Source organism: Streptomyces rapamycinicus NRRL 5491, assembly GCF_024298965.1.
Taxonomy (GTDB): domain Bacteria; phylum Actinomycetota; class Actinomycetes; order Streptomycetales; family Streptomycetaceae; genus Streptomyces; species Streptomyces rapamycinicus.
This window is the reverse complement of sequence record NZ_CP085193.1, coordinates 1,232,550-1,253,876: the sequence shown is the minus strand read 5'-3', so window position 1 is coordinate 1,253,876 and position 21,327 is coordinate 1,232,550. Positions and strand designations below refer to the sequence as shown.

The 21,327-nt window shown below is 70.5% G+C and carries 22 protein-coding genes; 4 read left to right on the top strand and 18 right to left on the bottom strand.

Annotation, left to right across the window (positions count from 1 at the left end; translation table 11 throughout):
- Positions 1-759: a GntR family transcriptional regulator gene (locus LIV37_RS05415; protein ID WP_020866088.1), complete on the top strand. Its 759-nt coding sequence runs from the start codon at positions 1-3 to the stop codon at positions 757-759.
- Positions 760-845: 86 nt separating this feature from the next.
- On the opposite strand, the gene LIV37_RS05410 is transcribed toward LIV37_RS05415, so the two are convergent.
- The 13 genes from LIV37_RS05410 to LIV37_RS05350 all read right to left on the bottom strand — a co-directional run bounded on the left by LIV37_RS05410 (position 846) and on the right by LIV37_RS05350 (position 12,896).
- Positions 846-2,123: a discoidin domain-containing protein gene (locus tag LIV37_RS05410; RefSeq protein WP_243146495.1), complete on the bottom strand. Its 1,278-nt coding sequence runs from the start codon at positions 2,121-2,123 to the stop codon at positions 846-848.
- On the bottom strand, positions 2,120-2,680 hold the full coding sequence (locus tag LIV37_RS05405) for a phage tail protein (protein ID WP_020866086.1): 561 nt from the start codon (positions 2,678-2,680) through the stop codon (positions 2,120-2,122). Before LIV37_RS05405 ends, LIV37_RS05410 begins: the two co-directional genes overlap by 4 nt.
- A gap of 1 nt (position 2,681) precedes the next feature.
- Positions 2,682-4,658 (bottom strand): putative baseplate assembly protein, encoded by a 1,977-nt coding sequence (locus LIV37_RS05400; protein ID WP_020866085.1) that lies wholly within the window; start codon positions 4,656-4,658, stop codon positions 2,682-2,684.
- Entirely contained in the window at positions 4,655-5,062 is a 408-nt protein-coding gene (locus tag LIV37_RS05395; RefSeq protein WP_020866084.1) for a GPW/gp25 family protein, read from the bottom strand. Before LIV37_RS05395 ends, LIV37_RS05400 begins: the two co-directional genes overlap by 4 nt.
- A gap of 3 nt (positions 5,063-5,065) precedes the next feature.
- Entirely contained in the window at positions 5,066-5,341 is a 276-nt protein-coding gene (locus LIV37_RS05390; RefSeq protein ID WP_020866083.1) for a PAAR domain-containing protein, read from the bottom strand.
- 60 nt (positions 5,342-5,401) lie between these two features.
- A complete protein-coding gene (locus tag LIV37_RS05385; protein WP_121825793.1) occupies positions 5,402-7,318 on the bottom strand; it encodes a VgrG-related protein in 1,917 nt (638 codons plus the stop codon).
- Between the two features lie 3 nt (positions 7,319-7,321).
- A complete protein-coding gene (locus LIV37_RS05380; RefSeq protein WP_020866081.1) occupies positions 7,322-8,125 on the bottom strand; it encodes a CIS tube protein in 804 nt (267 codons plus the stop codon).
- 3 nt (positions 8,126-8,128) lie between these two features.
- A complete protein-coding gene (locus tag LIV37_RS05375) occupies positions 8,129-8,560 on the bottom strand; it encodes a phage tail protein (RefSeq protein WP_020866080.1) in 432 nt (143 codons plus the stop codon).
- 25 nt (positions 8,561-8,585) lie between these two features.
- Positions 8,586-10,175 carry a hypothetical protein gene (locus tag LIV37_RS05370; protein WP_243146496.1) on the bottom strand — a complete coding sequence of 530 codons (1,590 nt, stop codon included), beginning with the start codon at positions 10,173-10,175 and terminating at the stop codon, positions 8,586-8,588.
- Between the two features lie 102 nt (positions 10,176-10,277).
- The gene (locus LIV37_RS05365; RefSeq protein WP_020866078.1) at positions 10,278-10,421 is read right to left on the bottom strand and encodes a DUF6760 family protein; all 144 of its coding nucleotides are present in this window, start codon (positions 10,419-10,421) and stop codon (positions 10,278-10,280) included.
- A complete protein-coding gene (locus LIV37_RS05360; protein ID WP_020866077.1) occupies positions 10,418-10,849 on the bottom strand; it encodes a hypothetical protein in 432 nt (143 codons plus the stop codon). Before LIV37_RS05360 ends, LIV37_RS05365 begins: the two co-directional genes overlap by 4 nt.
- Positions 10,849-11,292, bottom strand: a complete 444-nt coding sequence (locus LIV37_RS05355; RefSeq protein WP_020866076.1) for a phage tail protein — start codon at positions 11,290-11,292, stop codon at positions 10,849-10,851. Before LIV37_RS05355 ends, LIV37_RS05360 begins: the two co-directional genes overlap by 1 nt.
- A 35-nt stretch (positions 11,293-11,327) precedes the next feature.
- The gene (locus LIV37_RS05350; RefSeq protein WP_020866075.1) at positions 11,328-12,896 is read right to left on the bottom strand and encodes a phage tail sheath family protein; all 1,569 of its coding nucleotides are present in this window, start codon (positions 12,894-12,896) and stop codon (positions 11,328-11,330) included.
- 247 nt (positions 12,897-13,143) lie between these two features.
- Between LIV37_RS05350 and LIV37_RS05345 the strand changes: the two genes are divergently transcribed.
- Positions 13,144-16,437 (top strand): hypothetical protein, encoded by a 3,294-nt coding sequence (locus LIV37_RS05345; RefSeq protein WP_373920590.1) that lies wholly within the window; start codon positions 13,144-13,146, stop codon positions 16,435-16,437.
- Between the two features lie 25 nt (positions 16,438-16,462).
- Positions 16,463-17,074 carry an SMI1/KNR4 family protein gene (locus tag LIV37_RS05340; RefSeq protein WP_158634940.1) on the top strand — a complete coding sequence of 204 codons (612 nt, stop codon included), beginning with the start codon at positions 16,463-16,465 and terminating at the stop codon, positions 17,072-17,074.
- A 12-nt stretch (positions 17,075-17,086) separates the two neighbouring features.
- On the opposite strand, the gene LIV37_RS05335 is transcribed toward LIV37_RS05340, so the two are convergent.
- A complete protein-coding gene (locus LIV37_RS05335; protein ID WP_121825796.1) occupies positions 17,087-17,854 on the bottom strand; it encodes a TetR/AcrR family transcriptional regulator in 768 nt (255 codons plus the stop codon).
- Between the two features lie 146 nt (positions 17,855-18,000).
- Here LIV37_RS05335 and LIV37_RS05330 point away from each other — a divergent pair, with 146 nt between their 5' ends.
- Entirely contained in the window at positions 18,001-19,134 is a 1,134-nt protein-coding gene (locus tag LIV37_RS05330) for an FAD-dependent oxidoreductase (RefSeq protein ID WP_121825797.1), read from the top strand.
- Positions 19,135-19,214: 80 nt separating this feature from the next.
- Here LIV37_RS05330 and LIV37_RS05325 read toward each other — a convergent pair whose 3' ends face one another.
- Genes LIV37_RS05325 through LIV37_RS05310 form a run of 4 tightly spaced genes read right to left on the bottom strand, consistent with a single transcriptional unit; the run spans position 19,215 to position 21,296 of the window.
- A complete protein-coding gene (locus tag LIV37_RS05325; RefSeq protein ID WP_020866071.1) occupies positions 19,215-19,976 on the bottom strand; it encodes an aminotransferase class IV family protein in 762 nt (253 codons plus the stop codon).
- A 20-nt stretch (positions 19,977-19,996) separates the two neighbouring features.
- Positions 19,997-20,512, bottom strand: coding sequence for a DinB family protein (locus tag LIV37_RS05320; RefSeq protein ID WP_020866070.1), 516 nt, complete (start codon positions 20,510-20,512; stop codon positions 19,997-19,999).
- Between the two features lie 42 nt (positions 20,513-20,554).
- Entirely contained in the window at positions 20,555-20,905 is a 351-nt protein-coding gene (locus tag LIV37_RS05315) for a VOC family protein (protein WP_020866069.1), read from the bottom strand.
- 19 nt (positions 20,906-20,924) lie between these two features.
- The gene (locus tag LIV37_RS05310; protein WP_020866068.1) at positions 20,925-21,296 is read right to left on the bottom strand and encodes a MerR family transcriptional regulator; all 372 of its coding nucleotides are present in this window, start codon (positions 21,294-21,296) and stop codon (positions 20,925-20,927) included.
- Positions 21,297-21,327 lie beyond the last annotated feature (31 nt).

Genomic DNA, 21,327 nt, shown 5'->3' with positions numbered 1-21,327 from the left:
ATGGCATCGGCGGAGGGACTGCACGCGGCACGCTCCCGGGGGCGTAACACCCGGCAACTGGTCCATGAGGTGCTGCGTTCGCGCATCGTCGGCCTGGAGCTGGAGCCCGGCTCCGCCGTCTCGGAGAACGATCTGGCGGCCGAGCTCGGGGTGAGCCGCACCCCCGTCCGCGAGTCCCTGATCCTGCTCGCCGACGAGGGGCTGGTGGACATCTACCCCCAGATGGGCACGTTCGTCTCGCGCATCCGGGAGCGCGATGTGGCCTCCGCCCAGTTCATCCGGGAGGCGCTGGAGTGCGCCGCGCTGCGGGAGGCCGTCGGCAAGGCCGGCGCGCGGGACGTGGCGGAGCTGCGGGTGCTGCTCATCGCGCAGGAGGAGGCCGACCGCCAGTCCGACATGGAGGGCTTCTTCCAGCTGGACGAGGAGTTCCACGCCCGGCTGATGGCGGTCAGCGGACACGACTCGGCCTGGCCGGTCGTCAGCCAGGCCAAGGCCCAGCTGGACCGGGCCCGCAGGCTGTCACTGCCGATGACCCAGCAGATGTCGCTGCTCATCGGCCAGCACCGCGAGGTGGTCGACCTGCTGGAGGCGGGCGATCTGGACCGCGCCGACGAATCGCTCCGCTCCCATCTGCGACTGGTCTTCAGCGATGTGGAGAAGATCCGCACCAGGCATCCGGAGCTCTTCAGCGACGAGGACGCCCCCCTGCGGCCGCGCCGCGACAGCGCCCGGCGCACCGCCGCCCGGGGGGACCGCTGACCCGGCCGCCGCGGGCCGGGCGGGCCAGGTGGCGCCCATGACCGGCCGTCAGGGAGGCGCACCGCGTCACTGAGGGGCGCACCGCGTCACTGACGGCCGAAGAACTCCACCTCGGCGATGGCCGACCGCCGGTCCGACCGGGCGCCGTACGCCGCGTCGACCGTCAGCCGGATCCGCACCACGTCCGAGCCGTGCACATCGAAGCTCTGCTGACCGGCCCGGTCCTGGAGGTTGACGCCCTTCGTGGTGCGCTCGCCCTCGGAGTCGACCAGTGTGAGGGTGAGTTCCGAGGGCCGCGCCTGGGTCAGGAACTCATCCGCCTTCGCCGAGCGCCCCGAGGTGATCAGCAGCTTCCGCAGCCGCACCGGCCGGTCGAAGTCGGCCTCCAGATACTCGCCCGTACCAGGGCCCGCGGTGGCCGGTGCCCAGTAGCGGTTGTTGTAGCCGTCGAAGGCCGCCTGGGCCCGGTGGCCCGGCGCCTGGCTGGAGCCGCGCACGGTCGAGGGGTGCAGCGCCTGCGGATCGCCGGTCTGGTCCTGGGTGAAGGTGAAGACGTCGGACAGCTGCGACCGGGCGAACCACGCCGCCGCGGCCAGCACCAGCACCAGGACCGGAAGGGTCAGCCGGGGACGCGGCCAGGTCCGGCGCCTGGGCCTGCTGCCCGCGGCCAGCGGGCGCTGGGCGTCACGCCGGAACAACCGGCGCCACCAGGGCAGCGGGCGCGGCGGACCGGGCACCGGAGGTCCGGAGTCGAGCAGGGCGCCACAGCGCACACAGAGCCTGCGGCCCGGCGGATTGTCCGCACGGCACCGGGGACACGGGCGGCCGGGGCGGTGCGGCGGGGCGTCCGGCCTCGGGGGCGTCGCCGGGGGCACGTCCGGTGCGTCCGGCCGGTGGTCCGGACCGGTACCGGGGTCGTCCAGCGGGTCCCCGGGCCGCCGGGGTGCCGCCGCGGGCTCCTCCGGCCGGGCGGTGGGCGGGCGCACGGGGGCCGGAGCGGTGGGCGGGGTGGCGGCCGGGGTGGCGGCCCGGGGCGCATCCGGGAGGCGCGGCCCATCGCCCGTACCGGAGGCGGGCGGGGTGGGCGGCGGAGTGCCGGGCGGGGTGGTCGGCGGAGTGCCGGGCGGGGTGGTCGGTGGAGTGCCGGGCGGGGTGGTCGGTGGAGTGCCGGGCGGAGTGGGCGGCGGAGCGCCGGGCGGAGTGGGTGACGGAGTACCGGGCGGGGTGGTCGGTGGCGGAGTGCCGGGCGGCGCCGCGGGCCCCGGCCGCCGGTCCGGCTCCTCGTCCCAGGCCAGGAACGCCTCACAGGAAGCGCAGAAGTGCGCCCCCGCCGCGTTGCGGTGTCCGCAGTCCGGGCAGATCATGACGTCTCCGTCCCCTCGGCCGTGACCTCCGCCCGGTGGACGACATGCGCCGGTACCTCCGCCGCGAGCAGCTTCTCCAGCCGCAGCCGGATCGGTGTCACCGCGTCCGCGTCCGGAACCGTGAGCCGCACCGTCACCCACGGCCGCGCCGAACCGGGCAGCGGCGAGCCCGGTTCGGTGGACCAGCCCGTGGCACCGCTCTCGGTGATCTCCGGTTCCAGCCCGGTCTCCACGCGCACGGCCGCCGCCAGCCCCTCCCGGGTGCCCCGCTGACGGTGGCGGGTGACGGCGCTCGCCACCACCGCGCGCCGCTGGGTCACCGGGCGCTCCGCGTCCACCTCCACCGCCACCCATCCGGCCAGCCACGCGAGCAGATCCTCGGGCGCGGTGCGCGGATGCAGATGCGCGGGCAGATTGTCCAGGGTGAGCAGCACCGGTGCCAGCACCTCGTCCAGCGCGCTCAGGAACCGCTCCAGGAACGGATGGTCGAGATAGACGGCGGGAAGCTGATGGAGCAGGGGATGGGCCGTGGGCAGCCCGGGAAGTGTTCCGCGCACCTCATGCCTCCCGTACCCGCAGCTGGTGCTCATAGCTGAACACCAGCGCGTGCCGGTCCAGTTCGATCTTCGTGGTGGCCTCCGCCCGCCGCCCCGTCACCGGGTCCGCCGGGAACAGCCGTACGTCCTCGACGAGGTCCACCCCCGGCACCCGCTGGAGCACCGCGAACACCTCACCGGAGTGCACCGGCCGCCCGAACGGCCAGCCCTGCCCGTCCGGTCCGCCGGTCAGCGGGTTGAAGTAGCCGTACAGCGCGGTCAGCGCGGCCTCCCGCAGCCGTTCGGCGGCCACCCCGCGCCCCGCCTGCACCGAGGCGACCACGGTCACGCCCTGGTAGTACGGCGGCCCCACCGACAGCCGGGTACCGATCGGGCGCCGCTCGTCCAGATAGGCCGCGATCATGGCGAGGGTGTCCGGCGGCGGGATCAGCTCCTCGAACCGGATCCGTCCCCGTTCGTCATCGCGCCCGGCCGGGACGACCAGCAGCCGCACCCCGCCCGCCGGGTCCTCCGCCCCGTCGCCGCCACCGCCGTCCGCCTCGCCCGCCGGTACGCACGCCACCCGGGCGGCGTCGGGCGCCACCTCGCGGGCCAGTTGCTCGTAGTCGTGCGGCACCACCGCCCGGTGCAGGGTGCGCAGCGTCAACGGGCCCCGCACCCGTGCGTTCTCCACCGTCTCGCCGTCCACCCCGCCCAGCGCCGGGCGCCGGTTCTCCACCCGCGCCACATACGGCAGCGAACTGCGCAGCACCCGCAGCGCGCCCCGCGCCACGTTGCCCCGGTGCCCACCGCCCGTACGGTAGGCGCGCACCCGCACCGGGGAGCCCTTCGGCGGCACCGCCCCGAACAGCCGCAGGGTGCCGTCGCGCTCCCGCACCGCCGGACCGAAGTCCACCTGCCCGGAGTTGGGGTCCAGGGTGATGTGCCGGTCGTACGGGGAGGAGTGCGCGAAGTTGTCCACCCGCGTCCACTCCACCCAGCCGTGCCCCTCGGCCACCTCCACCACGAACGGCTCCTCGCCCGCCACCACCGGGGGCCGCGCCACCCGGAAATCCTGTCCCGGCACCCCCTCCGACAGGCCCAGGACCTCCTCGACGACGTTCTCGGCGTGCGCGGCCTCCACCGTGCCGCCGATGGTGAACGCACTGGCCTGACGCACCGTCGGGGACGCCACATAGGTGGGCTGGTCCGCCGCCGCCTCCAGCAGCCGGCAGCGCAGCCACCCCCCGGACTCGCGCACCAGCACCGAGGCGGTGTGGGTGGCCGGTACATGCAGGATGACCTCGCCCGCCCTGTTGAACCCGCCAGTGTCGTCCTTCTCCACCTCGCAGGAGACCCAGGCGCTGCCGTCCCACGCCTCCCACAGCAGCGGCGGGCGGCGCGGATCCACGCCCACGCCGTCCACCCGGCAGTCCAGCCGCAGCACCACCGCGCACCCCGGCACCGGCTGGGAGAGGCCGAGGTGGAGACAGTCCCCGGGGGTGGGCGTACGGCCGAAACAGGGCACGTCACGGCCCAGCCCCAGCTCCTCGGAGCGGTTGGTGGCATCGCCGGTGGCGGGCCAGGTGGCCAGGTGGTTCAGCTCGCACGGCACCACCGACAGATCCCGGCCGGTGGTGAAGACCACCGCCTCCTCGGTCTCGGTGCGCACCGTGGCCACCTCCGTGCCCGCCTGGATCCGCACCGGCTCCGGCTGCGGCGCCGACAGCCAGAACGTGGCCTCGGTGCGCGCCGCCGTCGGCGGATACAGCCGCACCCCGATCAGGTCGAGGAAGGCCAGGTAGTTCTTGTCCGGCACCCGGTTGAGCCGGTAGACGAGCTGGTCGACCATGGTGGCGAACGCCTCGATGAGCGTGACGCCCGGATCGGAGACATTGTGGTCGGTCCACTCCGGACAGCGCTGCTGCACCAGCCGCTTGGCCTCGTCCACCAATCCCTGGAACCTCCGGTCGTCCAGGTTGGGGCTGGGGAGCGTCATCCGCCCTCCTCGCTGTGCGGGATCACATAGAACGGGAACACGAGGTTGCGCGGGTCGTTGGAGCCGCGCACCGCGTAGCTGATGTCGATGTAGAGCACCCCGTTGTCCGCCTCGTCGAAGCGCACGGCGACGTCCGCCACCTCGATCCGCGGCTCCCACCGCTCCAGGGCCAGCCGCACCTCGTAGGCCAGCTGCCCGGCCGTACCGGCGTCCGCGGGCGCGAACACGTAGTCGCCGAGAGCGCAGCCGAACTCGGGGCGCATCGGACGCTCACCGGGCGAGGTGGCCAGGATCAGCCGGATCGACTCCTCGATCTCCCGCTCCTCCCGGACCAGCGCGATCGATCCGGTGGCGTCCGTACGGGGCGGGAACGCCCAGCCCGCGCCGATGAACTGCCGACCCATCCCTCACCCTCCGATCAGCACGCTCGGACAACCGGACGTGATCGGCGAGCCGCATCCCGCCGTGTCGCCCACCCGCGCCGCCGGCCGGCCGCCGATGAGCACCGTGGAGCTGCCGGGCGGGCCGATCGGCGACGGGCCGTGCGCGGCGGGCGAACTACATTGGTGTGCGGTGCCCACGGTGGCCGCGGGCCGCCCGCCGATCAGCACGGTGGGCTCCCCGGGCGGGCCGATCGCCCCCGGGTGGCCGGTGGGATCGCCGACGCGTGCGGCTGCTGGCATGTGCTGTGCCCCCTGTCCGGTAGCTGTCTCTCCGCTGTCTCTGTGCCGCGTCGTGCGGTGTCAGTTGATGCGCACCATGGGCGCGTTGACGGAGAGCGAGTCCCCGCCCTTGAGTTCGGTGCGGGTGGTGCCGGCGACCGCCACCTGGTTGCCCCGCACCTCCACGGCACCCCCGGTGGACAGCTTCAGCTGCCCGTTGCCGCCGTCCACCTGCACACCGCCGCGGGCGGTCAGCTTCACCGTGGCGCCGCCCAGCTCCAGCGTGCCGTCGCCCGCGTCCAGGGACACTCCGCTGCCCGCCTTGATGGACACCCGCTCCTCGGCCTGGATCTCCACCGTGCCGTCGCTGTGCACCACGATGGCCGTGCCCTTGCGGTCGAGGTTGATCCTGAGCTTCCCGTCGCCGGTGACCAGCCGTACGCCCTGCGGGCCGTTGGCCGCGTCGAGCAGCTCCAGCTTGTTGCCGCCACGGGAGCCGAACGCACGCTTGTTGACCGCGCCGCTGGTGGGGTCGACCGCCTCCGCGTCCTGGCCGTCGCCCTGACCCCGCCGCGGGCCGAGCCCCTGCCCCTGCCCCGGTGCGCCCCCACCCCCCGGCTTGTCCTCGCCGTTGTAGAGACCGGCGAGCACATACGGGCGGTCCAGATGGCCCTGCTCGAAACCGATCAGCACCTCGTCGCCCACCTCGGGGATGAACGCCTCCCCGCCACCGGTCCCACCCGCCTGGGCGGTGCGTGCCCAGTCGCTCGCGTACTCGTCGGACAGCCAGGGGAACCGCACCTTGACCCGGCCGAGCCCGTCGGGGTCCTTGGTGTCGGTGACCGTGCCATTGGCCAGCCCCGAACACCGGGAGCCGGTCTCCGCGCCGCCACCGGACCCGCCGCCGGTCAGCCCGAACAGCGAACGCTCCTGCTGCCCCGACACCGTCACCCAGGTCTCATAGCCGCGCACCGGGTCGAACACATGCCGCGAGGAGGTGACGGTGTAGCGCCCCTCGAAGGGTTTGCCCACCCCGGCCAGGGTGACCGCGCCACCCGCTCGAACCTCCGGATTGCCCCGGATCACCGCCTCCAGCTCGGCGAACGACCCCGCGATCCGCGCCGCGAGGGCCTTCGCGGCCTGGTCCACCTGCGCCTGCTGCCCGTACGGCGCGTCGGACACCACAAAGCTCGCCTCGCCGAACGGCCGCGCCACCTCCGCCGCCGTCACCCCCAGGTCCAGCGTCGCGGCCCGGCCCGCGTCCGCGCGGCCCACCAGCGGCCGCTTGGTCTTCATGTCCCAGCCCCGCACCTCGACCGTGGACACCTGCTCGGCCGCCGACACCCCGGCCCGGCAGCGCAGCAGATTGTCCCCCATCTCCAGCACCAGGGGATCGCGGGCGGCGCGCGCCGAGGTGTCCGGGGCGCCGCCCGCCTCGGTCGGCTTGGCCACATGCAGCCGTCCGTCCGTCACGTACACCTGCGCGCCCGCCTCCTCGGCGAGCCCGCGGAGGAACTCCCAGTCGCTGATGTTCGGCTGCGCCACGTGCTCCAGCACCGGGCCCGCCACATCGACCTTCCCCGGCTTCAGCCCCGCCCGCCGGGCCACCCGGACACAGATGTCGGCCAGGGTCATGTTCTGGTAGCTGGCCACCTGACGGCCCCGGAAGAGCCGGTGGGACTCGTCCAGACCGCGCACCACCGTGAAGGTGCCGGTGTCGTCGATCTCCACCTCCAGCGCGGTGACGCTCCCGGTCAGCAGGGGGCGCGGCGAAGGCCCGCCGCCCGCGCCGGCCAGCAGCCGCACCTCGGTGCCGATCTCCACCCCCGCCTGCTCCAGCAGCACCCGGCCGGGGTCGCGAAAGCGCAGTACGAACAGGTCGGGCAGCGTACGGCTGTCGTCCACGTACCCCTCGACCAGCGTGTTCACCAGTGTGGGGGAGAGCGGACGGCCGCCGAACTCCACCACCAGCGCCTTGGCGACGCTCTGCCCCGCCATCGCTCACCACCCCCCGCCGTGGCCGTCACCAGGGGCTCCGGGCCGCTCGTCGCGGTCCAGCTCGTCCAGCGCCGGAAGCAGCAGCTCCAAGCCGCCCGGCAGCCGCATCGGATCGTCGATCCCATTGGCCTCCGCGATGACGCGCCAGGCCGCCGGATCGCCGTACTCGCGCCAGGCCAGCAGCGGCAGCGTGTCGCCGGTGCGCACCCGGTGCACCCGGCGTGCGTGCAGCGCGCCCGACGTCGGGTTCTGCCCCGGAGTCTCCCCGGTGATCTCCTCCATCGTCACCTGGCACACCGCGCGGATCGGCACACCGGAGGTGGTGAACAGGGTGTATTTCGCCTGTACTTGGCTGACATAGCCGGGGAACCCGGTGAGCCCGCCCCAGTGGAACACCACCCAGGGCGGCGAGGCCCGCTGCCGCTGCCGGGTCTCGCTGGTCGGCACACAGCAGGTGAACAGCCGCTCCACCGAGGTCACCACGCTGGTGTCCTGGGTGTCGCTCGCGTCGAAGAACATCTCGACGGTCAGCTTGCTGGGCTGCGGCCCCTGGTACTCGGGCGGCCCCGCGCTCTTCGCCCCCTTGGCCGGAGTGCGCTTCCAGGCCGCCGCCTTGGTCAGACTCAGCTCCTTGGGGTTGAACTGGAAGTCGATCCGCCCGCACGGCCCGCCCGGTGTCAGACCGCCCCCCGGCGGAGGGGTGCGCAGCTCCAGATAGGCGTGCTCCAGCTTGGGCCGGGCCCCGCCGCCCGCCCTGCCCGCGGCGGCCCCGCCGCCCGCCGCGCTGAACGCCACGGGTGAGCTCATGGGTCAGCCCTCCATCACATAGCCGTGGTGGGCGATCTCGATCGTCTCCATGGCCACCTTGGGCGACTCCGGATTGAACGACGGCCCGGTCCAGCGCACCGGAACCACCTCGAGCAGACCCCACTGGGCCACCCTGTGCCCGTCGCCCGTCCGCGCCTCGATATGCGCGGTGCGGCGGGCGATCCCGGTGGTCATGGACGCGAACCACTTGGCCACCTTCTCGGTGTCGCGGGTCAGCGGCCGGGACAGCTTGATGTTGGGGTACTTCAGCCGGGTGGGCAGCTGCCACAGATGGCCGTTGTTGCCGCCTTCCTCCCGCTGTTCGAGCACCACCTCGCAGCCCAGGCCCTCACAGGTGTTGAACGAGCCGAGCTCGATGCCGTCGACCGTGACGACGAAGCAGACGCTGACCGCCGGGTCATCGGTAACGGGCATGCCGTGTCCCTTCTCTCCGCACTTGTCAGTGCCTGGTGTTGATCAGATGTCCGGCCCGTTCGCGCTCCAGCCGCAGCTCCGCCTTCAGCAGCCGGCTGAGCGGTGCGTACAGCGCGCGGACCAGTTCGTCGTCCACCTTGGGCGACGCGCCGCCCTTGCCGCCGTGGTGCCCGCCGGGCTGCCCGGGCGGGCCGTCCTGGGATGCCGAGCCGTCAGGAGACGGCTCGGGGGCGGCCTCGGCTGGCGGGCCGTTCGACGGTGGCTCGGCGGGTGGCGGGGCGGACGGTGGGTCGGGCGGGCCGGGGGCGGGCGCGGCGGGTGGCTCAGGGTCCCCCGCCTCGCGCTGTGCGGAGGGGGCGGCCCACGCTCGGCGGACGGAGGCGGCAGGCGGTACGTACCGGGTGTGCGGCTGCTGGAAGACCACGGAGCCGTCGGCCAGGCGCTGGGCCACCCCGGCGGCCACCGCGACCGAACCGGCGTCGGCCGGCGGCCGGGCCCGACCCGTCGGCGCGGTGGCCGGTGCCGTTGTGCGGGCGCGGTGGTGCCGGGTGGTGGGGGGCGGGGGAGCGGCCGGGGGAGCGGTGTCCCCCGGCGCCACCGACCGCTGAGCCGTGGGTGTCGCCGGGTGATGCGCGGTCGGTGCCCCGCCGGTGGCGGTCATCTCCGGCCCCGGACCGGCCGGGCCACCGGCGGCGGACCACCGCACCGGCCCGACCGGCGGCTCGTCGGCGGGCGGCGGGCCGGCGCGCCCCGGCCGGCCGGACACGTCGTACGGGCCCGAGAACAGCGGCACCGACCGCTGTGCCACCAGCGGCACCACCGGCTCCGCCGCCTGGGCGGGTTCGGCCGCGATCGGTGTCCCGGTGGCGGTGGCCCGTTGCAGCGGGACGGGTGGCGAGGCGGGCGCGGGCGCGGCGGCTGCCGGTCCGGGTGCCGGAGCGGTGTCCGCCGTACGCACCACGAGCGGATCGTCGGCGAGCGGCGGCCTGGGCGGCGCGTCGCCATGCGACGGCTCCGGCCGCACGGCCTCCGGCCCGTCGGGCGTCAGCGCTCCGGTGCTCGCCGCGGGCTTGCGCTGGGCGGTTGGGGGCAGTTCGGCCAGGGGCTCGCCCAGTCCGAAGGCGGCGGAGCGCTGGAGCGATGGCGGAGGCGGCGCCGTCGGCGGCACATCGCCCGCTTCCGCGGGGGGCCGTGGCGTGGCGAGGGGCAGCGTGGTGAGTCGACGGCTCGGCTCGTCCGGAGGGCGGGCCCGGATCAACGGCCCGGCCACCTCCGGCGCGTCCGGGGTGGCGGGGTCCTCCGCCACCCGCTGTACGGGCGCACTCCGAGGCGTGGCGAACTCCCGTGCCGCGACGGGACCGGCCTCGCGGCTCACCGTCGGCGGTGTGCGGGCCGCGTTCGGCGTATCGGCGGGGGGCGGCGGCGTGGCGAGACCGTGCCCCACCCCCGACGGCGCCTGCGGGCTCACCAGGTGGCCGAGCGTCCCGAGGAACGACGCGTCCTGCCATGTCCCCAGCCCCGCGCGGAACCCCGAGGGATCGGTCACCAGCTCGGGCGCCGCCACCGTCCGCTGCAACGGCGGCAACTCCCGCCACCCCGGTACCGGCGGCGACACCGGGCGACTCGTCTCCGATCCGCCGGACCCCGGGTTCCCCGCCGCCGCGCCAGTATCGCTCCGCCGGTGTCCGGCCAGCCAGGACAGCAATCCCATATCGCGTCACCGCTCGTTCAGCCGGGCGATGTGGTCCACGTACCGCAACCGGTCGGTGTGTTCCAGGTCGAGGATCTGGTCGAGGGACCAGTGGAAGTGATAGGCGAGGTACGCGACCTCCTCGTGGATCCGGTCGGTCGCGTACGTCACGATTCCCCCAGGCGACCACCACCGGACAGGTCCACCGCGAAGTTCTCCTGGCACGAGGGGCAGGTGACCGCGGCCCGGGTGTGCCCCTCCGCGTTGATCCTGCGGTAGAAGTCCTGCAGAAAGGCGAGGTCGGAGGCGAACAGGTCCTCGACGACGCCTGGATGGATGTCCTCGATCGAACCGAGCCGGGTGATCACCCGGGAGATCAGCACCACCGAGAGGTAGGCGGAGTTCTCCCGTACCCGGTCGTCCCGCAGCGGGACCAGCTCATCGCGGGCGGTGGCCAGCCGCATGACGCCGTCGCGGTGCACCGTTCCGGACTCGTCCACGTATCCGCGCGGCAATTCGAAGGGGAACTCGGTGCGCAGGGTCTCGGTCCGCCGGTCCGGGTCGGCCCGCTCGGGGGATGCCGCGATGGCGCGCCGCATCAGTCGACTTCCACGCTCTCGTAGGTGATGGCCAGCTTCTCGGTGAGTACGGAGGTGTCACCGGCCTTGAGCGTGCTGATCTCCAGGGACTTGGGCCAGGCGTTGATGAGCTTGTACCGCTTGATCGGAATGCCCTCGTAGTCGTAGACGATGATGGAGCCGTTGCGCCGGGCGTTGGTCATCTTCCCGAACCGGGAATCCCTGATCCACTGCTCGAAGCTGTTGTCCTCGGTCAGACCGCGGGTGACCGTGACCTCACCGGCCTTGGGACGGCCCGGCAGCTTCTTGATCGCGTACTTTCCGTCGGCGGTGTTCTGCTTCAGCTCGATCACGTCCTGCTCCATCTTCAGACCACTGACCTCGGTGATCTGCCTGATGAGCACGCTGTCGAATTCCAGCCCGAAGGAATGCCCTACGGAACTGTCGAGTTCGGGGAGCGGCATACCAGCCTCCTAGGGTCGCTCGGTCGTGGTGGTCATCACTCGTCGACCGCTCCCGTGCCCGCGGAGAGCTGGGCGAGCCGGAACACCACGAACTCCGCGGGCTTCACCGGGGCCACCCCGACCTCGCAGATGACCTGCCCGGCGTCGATGGACTCCGGCGGATTGGTCTCGCGGTCGCATTTCACATAGAAGGCTTCGTCCGGGGTCAGCCCGAAGAGCGCGCCCTTGCGCCACTCATTGACCAGGAACGCCGAGATGGTGCGCCGGATACGGGCCCACAGGGCGTCGTCATTGGGCTCGAAGACCACCCACTGGGTGCCCGCCAGAATCGACTCCTCCAGGTAGTTGAAGAGCCGCCGCACATTGAGATAGCGCCAGGACGCGTCATCGGCGAGGGTGCGCGCGCCCCATACCCGGATGCCGCGGCCGGGGAAGGCGCGGATGCAGTTGAGCCCGATGGGGTTGAGCAAATCGTGCTCGCCCTTGGTGATCTGCGTCTGGAGGGCGACGGCGCCCCGTACCACCTCGTTCGCCGGGGCCTTGTGGACCCCGCGCGTCTCGTCGTTCCGCGCCCACACGCCCGCGATATGCCCGCTGGGCGGCACGAACGCGTCCCGGCCCACGGCCGGGTCGAACACCTTGATCCACGGGTAGTAGAGGGTCGCGTACCGGGAGTCGAACCCAGTGGTCTCCTCGCGCCAGGTCTTGACCTGCCGCGGGCTCAGGGCGGGCGGCGGATCGAGGATGGCGATCCGGTCGCCCATCGCCTCGCAGTGGGTGATCAGCCCGCGTTGTACCGTGATCACCGTCTCCAGGTCCAGCGCGCCCCGCTGATACGCGCTCATCAGGTCCGGCGCGGCCACCATGGTGACCTCCTCGACCGCCTCCAGCCCGCCGAATCCGGTCCGCCGGTCGGGATCCCCCACGTACGAATCCGCCGACAGCGTGTCCGGCACCACCGCCGCCCCGGCCCCCGGGCCGGCCCCGGGGGAGGCGGCGAGCGTCACCACTTGTGCCTCGGGCCTCGCGGGCGCCGCGCCCTTACCGGGCTCCTCCAGCCCGATCAGCTGGGACCGGGCCCTGACCTGGGTGGCCACGTTCTCCTTGCTGCGCTTGGTGGTCACGGCCGGGTAGGTCTCCGCGACCACTCCATCGTGCTTGACCACCAGCGCGAAGACGTCCTGCGGCGGGTCGTCGCCCTCGGGGTCGGCCACCTCGACGGTGACTTCCCCGGTGACACCGGGCAGGGTGCGGACGACATACGGCCCGAGCTGGGCCGAAGGCCCCGAGGCGATCTCCTTCGCCGTGCCCGCGCGCTCACCGCCCGGCTCCGCCTCCTCCGCGTCGCCGATGCGCACGACGTAGCAGATGCCACCACCGTTGGCGAAGAAACCGTAGACGGAGGAGGCGAGGTAGGTGCCCTCGACGAAGTCCCCGAAAACGGTGGTGAACTGCGTCCAGTTGGTGATGAGCGTCGGCTCGTCGAACGGCCCCTTCTGCGCGAACCCGATGAAGGCGGCGACCGAGGTCCCGACCCCCTCGATCGGCCGCGACCCGGATTCCACCTCTTCGACGTAGACACCCGGGGACAAGTACGACGGCATGCCACTCTCCTCGACCGGGGAAACGAGAGCGATTGTTCCCGGGAAAAGGATCAACGGGAACGGGCATTCGGCCGCCCCCGCGTACAGACCGCCCTGCCCGAGAGGCGGCGGATTTCCCTTCCCCATCGGGCAGAAATTCTTGCCCCCATCACTACCCGGGCTTCCACCGGCTCAGAGCGGGCCGACCCAGCACCCTGACAGACATGTCGCGGACGTATCGCCGGCCGCCCGGTGACCGGATGATGCGATGAAGTCTGCCTCGGAGAGGTCAGGGAAGCCGACCGCGTCCGCGAGGGCCGGGCCGAAGGAACGCCCGGTGCCGCCCCCGGGCGTGGCCCCGGTCGCGGACCCGGCCCCGGCCCTGGAGCAGACGGCTGCTCCCACCACCCCCACCCCCGCCCCGGTTTCTCCGTCCGCCGCTCCCGGCCTGGCCCCGCGTCACCTCCAGCGCCTACAGACCGCGGCCGGGAACGCGGCGGTCTCACGTCTGGTCGCCCAGCGCTACGCGGCGCCGGTGAAGCCCCCGCCGTCGCAGGCCCCCGGCTTCCGCAAGGTCCAGTCGGACGTCGCGGCGAAGAAGCGGAAATTGGCCCAGCACAGCCCCGCGACCACGGAGTCCCGGTCCGCCCAGGACGCGGCGGTGGCCCCGCCGGACGACAAGGAGGCGCAGGGCAAGGCGGCCAACGCGGAGAAGATGAACGCCGCCAAGCCGGGGGAGTTCGACAAGGCGGGCTTCATCGCGGCGGTGAACGAGGCGATCGCCGCGCAGGCCCCCAAGAACCTCGACGAGGCCGACAAGTTCGCCGACTCCGGCAAGGCCGACAAGATCAAGGGCGAGGTCGACGGCAAGGTCACCGACGGCAAGAAGGCGTCCTCGAAGGACATCGAAACGACCACGAAAGCCGCTCCGGACACCTCGAAGGCCAAGGAGAAGCAGGTCACCCCGATGAAGCCGGACCAGCCTCCGGCCAACCCGGGCGCACCGAGCGCGGCGGACGCGACCCCGCAGCAACAGCCGCCCGAGGTCACGGACTTCTCCGAGGGCCCGAAGAAGACCGACAAGCAGATGGCGGACGCGGACGTCACCGAGGAGCAACTGGCCAAGAGCAACGAACCGGAGTTCAACGCCGCCCTGGGCGAGAAGAAGAAGGCGGAACAGCACTCCGCGAAGGCACCGGCGCAGGCCCGCGGGGCGGAGAAGCAGCAACTGGCCACCGCGAAATCACAGGCGGCCGCGTCCGGTACCCAGGCCATGTCCGCCCTGACCGCCACCCGCGCGGGCGCGGGCAAACAGGTGGATGGCGGCAAGGGCGAGGCGAAGTCGAAGGACGAGCAGAAGCGGGAGGAGGTCACCGCAAAGCTCCAGAAGGTCTTCGACGCGGCGAAGAAGGACGTCGAAGGCATCCTCGAAGGCCTCGACGGCAAGGTGGACAAACAATTCGAGGAGGGCGAGAAGAAGGCCCGGGACGCCTTCAACAAAGATCAGAAGCGCCGGATGAAGGAGTACAAGGACAAGCGCTACGGCGGCTTCTGGGGCCCGGCCAAATGGGCCAAGGACAAGATCGCCGGTATGCCGGAGGAGGCAAACCGGCTCTTCCAGGAGTCCCGCAAGCTCTACGTCAAGCAGATGCAGGGCGTCATCTCCTCCATCGCCGACACGATCGGCACCGAACTGGGCAAGGCCAAGGCCCGTATCGCCAAGGGCCGCGGCGAACTGAAGGCGGAGGTCGACAAGCTGCCCGCCGATCTGAAGAAGTACGGCCAGGACGCGGCGAAGGACTTCGCCGGAAAGTTCGACGACCTCGAGTCGGAGGTCAACGACAAATCGAAGCAACTGGTCCAGACCCTGGCCCAGAAGTACACCCAGGCGCTCAACGCGGTCGACGAGGAGATCAAGAAACTCCAGGAGGCGAACAAGGGCCTCGTCCAGAAGGCCGTGGACGCCGTCGTCGGAGTCATCAAAACCATCAAGGAGCTCAAAAATCTCCTGATGGGCATCCTGGCCAAGGCCGCCGGCGCCATCATGAAGATCATCAAGGACCCGATCGGCTTCCTGGGCAACCTGGTCCGCGCGGTGGGCGCGGGCCTCCAGCAGTTCATCTCCAACATCGCCACCCACCTCCAGACGGGTCTGGTCTCCTGGCTGCTGGGCACGAGCGCCAAGGCCGGAATCGAGATCCCCGCAAAGTTCGACCTCAAGGGCATAATCCAGCTGATCGCCTCCCTACTGGGCCTGACCTGGGCGAACATCCGCTCCCGCATCACCCGCAAGGGCGTCCCCGACCAGGCCATGAGCGCGGCCGAACAATCCGTCCCGGTGGCGAAAGCCCTCGCCACCGAGGGCCCGGCAGGCGCCGCCAAGGAAATCACCGGCGAGACCGGCGACCTGAAGTCCACCATCCTCGAAGAGCTCAAGTCCTACCTGATCCCCACGGTCATCATCGCGGGCATCACCTGGATCCTCTCCCTCCTCAACCCCGCCTCCGCCTTCGTCCGAGCGGTCAAGGGCATCATCGACATCGTCACGTTCGTCGTAAACCAGGGCGCCCAGATCGTCGAGTTCGTCAACGCGGTCCTGGACGCGGTCGTAGCGATAGCCAACGGCGGCGCGGCCGGCGTCCCAAAGATGGTCGAAACAGCCCTGGCCGCCAGCCTCCCCCTCCTCATCGGCCTCCTCGCGTCGCTGCTGGGTATCGGGGGCCTGGCCAACAAGATCAAGCAGGTCTTCCAAAAAGTCTCCCGCCCGGTCAACCGCGCCATAGACAAAATCGCCGCCAAAATCGCCCGGGCCGCCAAGAAGCTCTGGTCCAAGCGCAAGAAGAATGACCCATCAGCGGGAAAGGGGCGAGGCGCGAATGGCGGTGCCGACTCCGAGAAGGCGGGAAAGGTGGCCGATGGTCTTGCCCGGCTTCGCAGGGAGCAAGCTGCCCGCCTTCAATCCGGAAGGATTTCGCAAGAAGATGCTCATGAAGTAGCCGCTGTGACGAAGCAGAGTAATCCGGTTTTTAGGTCCATAAAGGTCATGGATGGTGGCCAGACCTGGAATTACGTCTATGTCGCGTCTCCGCCACGGACGGTTGAGGGCGCACCTCAAGCCGAGCGGCTGACCGCAAAGCAGGCGCATGACCAGGTGATGGAGGAGATGGACGACCTGGCCAAGTCTCTCCTCAAGGGGCATGGCTCATGGGTGGCTGGGCATGAGGGAAGGAATTTTGCCACCTCCATGCGTGACAAGCTGGACGATATCGGGTACAAGACCTTCGATCATAGTGATCCATCCATAGAGGAACCCGGTACGACCCCCAATAAGAAGCAGAAGTGGGGTAAGCAGGGCAAGGGTAGTTGGATTCCTGATCACCAGCCTCCCAATGCTCTTGTGGCCGGAGGCGCGACGATTACATTCAGATTCTATCCGCACTCGCTCACCTCCGCCAATCAGCAGAAGTACAAGGTCATTTCCTACAAGAGCAAGATGAAGAAGGCGCGCAATAGGAATAACGGCAACTGGGCGGAGGGGATCGAGAGTGCATGGTTCTGGTGACATGAGTCCAGGAGGAGCCGCAGACGTGGTCTCGCTGCTGCGACGTTTGAATCTCTGCATTGGAGCGCAAGCAGGAGATATATCTGTATTCGATACTGGCTGCACGGAAGGTGAAGTCGAGCAGGTGGAGCAGGCGCTTCGAGTGGACCTGCCGGATGACTACAAGGCGCTGCTCGGGTGTGCGAATGGGCAGCCCGATGATTGTGAGTTGCGGTTTCCGCCGGATCAATTGAGATTTCTGGCCGCCGAAGGTGTTCTCTCGCTTTGGCGGAATCATCTTCAATTCCAGGACGATGAGTTCTTCGATGAACTCACCTCGGATGAGAAGGTGCGGGTCATACCATTTCATCCTGGGCGAATCCCCATAGCAGAATATGAGGACGGCGGCGCCTATCTATGGATTGACTACATCCCTGGTCCAGCCGGTCGGATGGGTCAGATAATATTCAACTTTAATGAGATCGATTTCGCTGTCCTGGAGGACACCGTAACCGATCTGTTCGGGCGTTACGTAACAATTCTCGAAACGGGTGCAGCTTCGCTGACTGAGGCGCCACCGGACTATGGCGGTGGTTATCGATTCACAGCTTCGGGTCGGTACATGGATTTTGCCGCCTACTGCGATCTCAGAATGTAGTGTTCTGCTCGCTCAGCTGTTTTGGTGGCCTCCGTGGCGGACTTCCCGTTGCCAGGCATCGCGGGGCTGGGTGAGGTTGTCCATGATCAGGCCGAGGATGAACTCGAACCGGTCGTGTCCGGTGCCGGAGGTCAGCTCAGCGGCATAGCGTCGGGTCTGCGGAAACGTGTCGGCCGGTAGCGCGGTGAACCGGCGGATCAGTTCCTCGCGGCCAAGGACCCATTCCTGGTCCGGATGTTTGCGTCGTTGCTGGACCAGCGACTGTTCCAAGGCGTAGGCGCTGACGTAGAGGGACAGGGCATCGAGCGCCCAGGCGGCGCTCTGCGGTTTGATTCCGCCGGCGAGCAGGATCGCCAAAAGCCCTTCCCTGACCCGCAGCGTGGAGAGGTTGGTGGGGACTACGCCCAGCGCGGCACGGGAGACTCCGGGATATTTCAGGTACTGGTCGCGGATCTGCGCGTACACGTCGAGGATCTGCTTGCGCCACGTGGCCGGGTCCGGTTCGGGCAGTACGACCTCGGAGCAGAGCCGGCCGACGAGCAGATCGTCGATGTCCTCTTTGCTGACGATGTGCGCGTAGAGCGACGACGGCCCGGTGCCGAGCACCGCGGCGACTCGACGGATGGTCAGCGCGTCGTAGCCCTCGCCGGCCACGACCTGCAAGGCGGCGTCGGTGATCCGGTCGACAGTGATGGGCTTCTTGCGTGGAGACGCCGCCGCGGGCTCTCCAGCGGGCTGGGCGTGACGAGCTGCTCGGCGTTGCCGGGGATCGGAGGGCATACCGGTCACTATAGCTTGACACGATCTAAGTTCTGCGAGTAGATCTTAGATCGTTCCGTCGAACTAAGTTCGTCTCTGCGTGGTCCGCGTATGCCCTGCTCAGGTACCTGAGCAGCGTTCGGAGAGTCTGTTCAGGAGGGTGTGTGATGCGAGTTTCCGTGGTCGGAGCCGGTCTCGGAGGTCTGTGCTTGGCGCAGGGTCTGCGCGGTGCCGGGATCGAGGCCGACGTGTACGAGCGGGACCCGGCGATCACCGCGCGGTTCCAGGGCTACCGGCTCATGCTGAGCCCGGTGGGGTTCGAGGCGCTGCGCGGCTGTCTGCCGCCGCGCTGGCACCCGCTGCTGGACGCGATCGTCGGTGACGCCCATGCCGAGCGGCTGATCCTGGACCCGCGGCTGAACCGGATCGGCGAGCTCGGCCCCGGCAGGACCGGGATCGTGATCGACCGGCATGTGCTGCGGCACCTGCTGCTGACCGGACTCACCGTGCGCACCGGGGCCGCCCTGACCGGCTACGACGTGCTGGACGACGGCAAGGTCGAAGCCCGGTTCGCGCACGGCGACCCGGCCACCGCCGACCTGCTCGTGGGGGCGGACGGGGTCGGCTCCGCCGTCCGCGCGGTGCTCTCGCCGCAGACCACCGCGACCGACACCGGCGCCCGGTTCGTCATCGGCCGCACGCCGCTGACCGAGCGCTTTGCCGCGCTGGCGCCGGCCTTCGGCTCGAAGATCGCCGGGGACGGGGTGAGCCTGATGCTCGGAGCGATGCGTTTCCGTACCCCGCCGAAGCAGGCGGCCGAGGAACTGGCACCCGAGGTGACCCTCCCCGATATCCGCGACTACGTGCGCTGGGCCATGCTCCTGCCACCGAACGGCTCCCTCGGCGCCCCGACCGCGCAGGAGGCCGTGCTGTCCAGGATTGAGGGCTGGCATCCGGACCTGCGGGCGCTCATCGAGCAGGCCGACCCGGACAACAGCACCCTGCTGTCCATCCGGGTGGTCGAGCCCCGCGAGCGCTGGGCGCCCGGTCCGGTCACGCTGCTCGGAGACGCCATCCACGCCACCTCCCCGACCGGCGGCAACGGCGCGAACACCGCCCTGCGCGATGCCGACCTGCTGCGCCGCTGCCTGATCGAGGCCGTCGAGCGCCGCCAAGACCTCCTCGGCGCGGTCGGCGACTACGAGCGGCAGATGTTCGAGTACGGCGGCGAGGCCGTGCGCCACAGCCTCGCCGCGCTACCCGCCTTCGTCCCGAACCCGGAACGACCCGAGCCGACATAGGTTCAGAACCTCCCGGCCACGCCGTCGAGGCCGAACGGCACGGACTTGCCGCACCGGAGAACTGCTGGCCCGATCGGGGTTCAGATCGCGTCCCACTCCACCGCCTCGTACGCCGCGCTCACCCGCCCCATCAGCTCTTCGTCCACCGTGTACTCGACCTTGTCGATCCGCCGCACCGGTGCGAACCCCTGCGAGTTGGTGAGGAACGCCGAGCGGTAGGAGGGGAGGTCGGCGAGGGCTACGGGACGGCGGGCCGAGGGGAGGCGGGGTTCGAGGAGGGCCATGGTGATGCCCAGCAGGGAGGGGGCGTCCGGCCAGATCACGGATGTGCCGTCCCAGAAGGCGATATTGGTGATCGCGCCCTCGGCCACCACGCCCTGGGGGTCGGTCAGGAGGGCCTCGTCGTGGCCGGCGCGGTGTGCGGCGGTGAGGTAATGGTTCTGGCCGAAGCCGCCCAAGTGCTTGATGTGGGGGAGCTCGCGGACAAACGGGACCGGCATCACGGACTTCGGCCCTGTCGGCATCGTCTGCGGGGGACGCACCGTGACCATCAAGGTGGCCCGCTCGTCGCCCTCGGGCCAGTAGACATACACCCGGAGCGAGGCGTCGCGGACGTCGGCGGCGTCCAGGGCGTGCCGGATGTCCGCCCGTACGCGCTCGTCGTCGAGGTCGCCGTCGAACAGTTCCCGGGTCGCGGAGCGCAGCCGCTCCAGGTGGAGATCGAGGCCGCGGACCCGCGCGTCCCTGATCTGCATCGCCGTGAAGTGCCCATAGCTGGTGAGCGCCGGCAGCCGCAGGGTGTCCGCGGTGGCGGGCGAGCCGTTGATCTCGATGTATGTCACCCGGCCACCGTAGCGAGGCGTCAGTAGTAGCCCTTCTCGCCGTCGATGAGTTCCCGGATGGTGTCCATATGGCCTGCGTGGCGGGCGGTTTCCTCGATCATGTGGAAGAGGATCCACCGCAGGCTGGTGGAGGTGGCGTCGAAGGCCGGGTGGCGGCCGGTGTCGTCCAGGGCGTGGGCCGCGATGATCTCGTTGGACTCCTGGCACTGCTGGGCGTAGTCCTTGAGGAGCCGGGCGAGCGGGATGCCCTCGACCCTCATACCGGCGTCCTCGAAGTCTTCGTTGAACTGGGGGCCCCGTGCCGGGCGGCCGAGCAGGACGATCTCGAACCACAGCTGCTCCACCCAGCGCATATGGGAGACGACCCCGGCCAGGGTCATCAGGGGCGAGGTCGGGAGGAGGGAGCGGTGGGCGTCCGCCTCGGACAGGCCCTCGCATTTCCACGCGATGATGGCGCGCTGCATATCGAGCCAGCCCAGCAGCTGGGTGCGCTCATCGGCGGACCGGTGCGGGCGGATGCGCGGTGGCGTCGTCATGAGGAGTAACGCTAGCGCGGTGTGCGTACGGCACACCCCGGGTTATCGGCGGTGGCTCAGCACATTGATCACGCGGCCGTTGGGGTCGCGGACGAAGAAGCGGCGGACACCCCACTCCTCGTCCCGCAGGGAGTGGACGATCTCGGCACCGCTGTCGCACATCGCCGCGTAGGCCGCGTCCACGTCGTCCACCTCGACGCTCACATCGGGGACCACCGGTCCGGTCTCGTCATGGGTCAGCACGCTGATCTGGGCCGTGGGGTTGGCGGCGGAGGCGAGCGTCATGATCCAGCCCTGGTTCATCACCTCCTCGAAGCCCAGGAGACCGTAGAACTCCCGGTTCTCGCGCATCGCTTCGGACCGGACGTTGGGTACGACACGGCGGACGGTCATCGCGGGCTCCCCGGGTGAGTCAGCTGGTGGTGTGGTTGCCGAGCACGGCGTCAAGATACTGGGAGATCGCGTCCCGGTTGCGGGTCAGGCAGTCGATGCGCTGAGTCATGCGGTCCCGCTCGTTCTCCAGCGTGGCGACCATCTCCGCTGTGGCATCGGAGAAGTGGATGAGCCGGGGCTTGTCGAGGCACGGCAGGATCTGCTTGATGATGCGGGTGGGGAGCCCGGCGTCCAGCAGGCCCCTGATCTGCAGCACCCGGTCGACGAGCCGCTCGTCGTACGCGCGGTAGCCGTTCGCGCAGCGGTCGGGCAGGAGCAGCCCCTGCTCCTCGTAGTAGCGCAGCAGCCGACGTGGTGTGCCGGTGCGCTCCGACAGCTCTCCGATGCGCATGTGCCCCGTCCTCCCACCCTCGCATCCTTCA

What these genes read in the sequence shown, in the direction of transcription:
- LIV37_RS05415 (WP_020866088.1), top strand. Translation starts at nt 1, where the DNA reads ATGGCATCGGCGGAGGGACTGCACGCGGCACGCTCCCGGGGGCGTAAC.
- LIV37_RS05345 (WP_373920590.1), top strand. Translation starts at nt 13,144, where the DNA reads ATGAAGTCTGCCTCGGAGAGGTCAGGGAAGCCGACCGCGTCCGCGAGG.
- LIV37_RS05380 (WP_020866081.1), bottom strand. Translation starts at nt 8,125, where the DNA reads ATGAGCTCACCCGTGGCGTTCAGCGCGGCGGGCGGCGGGGCCGCCGCG.
- LIV37_RS05315 (WP_020866069.1), bottom strand. Translation starts at nt 20,905, where the DNA reads ATGACCGTCCGCCGTGTCGTACCCAACGTCCGGTCCGAAGCGATGCGC.
- LIV37_RS05395 (WP_020866084.1), bottom strand. Translation starts at nt 5,062, where the DNA reads ATGGGTCGGCAGTTCATCGGCGCGGGCTGGGCGTTCCCGCCCCGTACG.
- LIV37_RS05310 (WP_020866068.1), bottom strand. Translation starts at nt 21,296, where the DNA reads ATGCGCATCGGAGAGCTGTCGGAGCGCACCGGCACACCACGTCGGCTG.
- LIV37_RS05335 (WP_121825796.1), bottom strand. Translation starts at nt 17,854, where the DNA reads ATGCCCTCCGATCCCCGGCAACGCCGAGCAGCTCGTCACGCCCAGCCC.
- LIV37_RS05330 (WP_121825797.1), top strand. Translation starts at nt 18,001, where the DNA reads ATGCGAGTTTCCGTGGTCGGAGCCGGTCTCGGAGGTCTGTGCTTGGCG.
- LIV37_RS05360 (WP_020866077.1), bottom strand. Translation starts at nt 10,849, where the DNA reads ATGCGGCGCGCCATCGCGGCATCCCCCGAGCGGGCCGACCCGGACCGG.
- LIV37_RS05355 (WP_020866076.1), bottom strand. Translation starts at nt 11,292, where the DNA reads ATGCCGCTCCCCGAACTCGACAGTTCCGTAGGGCATTCCTTCGGGCTG.
- LIV37_RS05375 (WP_020866080.1), bottom strand. Translation starts at nt 8,560, where the DNA reads ATGCCCGTTACCGATGACCCGGCGGTCAGCGTCTGCTTCGTCGTCACG.
- LIV37_RS05390 (WP_020866083.1), bottom strand. Translation starts at nt 5,341, where the DNA reads ATGCCAGCAGCCGCACGCGTCGGCGATCCCACCGGCCACCCGGGGGCG.
- LIV37_RS05385 (WP_121825793.1), bottom strand. Translation starts at nt 7,318, where the DNA reads ATGGCGGGGCAGAGCGTCGCCAAGGCGCTGGTGGTGGAGTTCGGCGGC.
- LIV37_RS05400 (WP_020866085.1), bottom strand. Translation starts at nt 4,658, where the DNA reads ATGACGCTCCCCAGCCCCAACCTGGACGACCGGAGGTTCCAGGGATTG.
- LIV37_RS05350 (WP_020866075.1), bottom strand. Translation starts at nt 12,896, where the DNA reads ATGCCGTCGTACTTGTCCCCGGGTGTCTACGTCGAAGAGGTGGAATCC.
- LIV37_RS05410 (WP_243146495.1), bottom strand. Translation starts at nt 2,123, where the DNA reads ATGATCTGCCCGGACTGCGGACACCGCAACGCGGCGGGGGCGCACTTC.
- LIV37_RS05320 (WP_020866070.1), bottom strand. Translation starts at nt 20,512, where the DNA reads ATGACGACGCCACCGCGCATCCGCCCGCACCGGTCCGCCGATGAGCGC.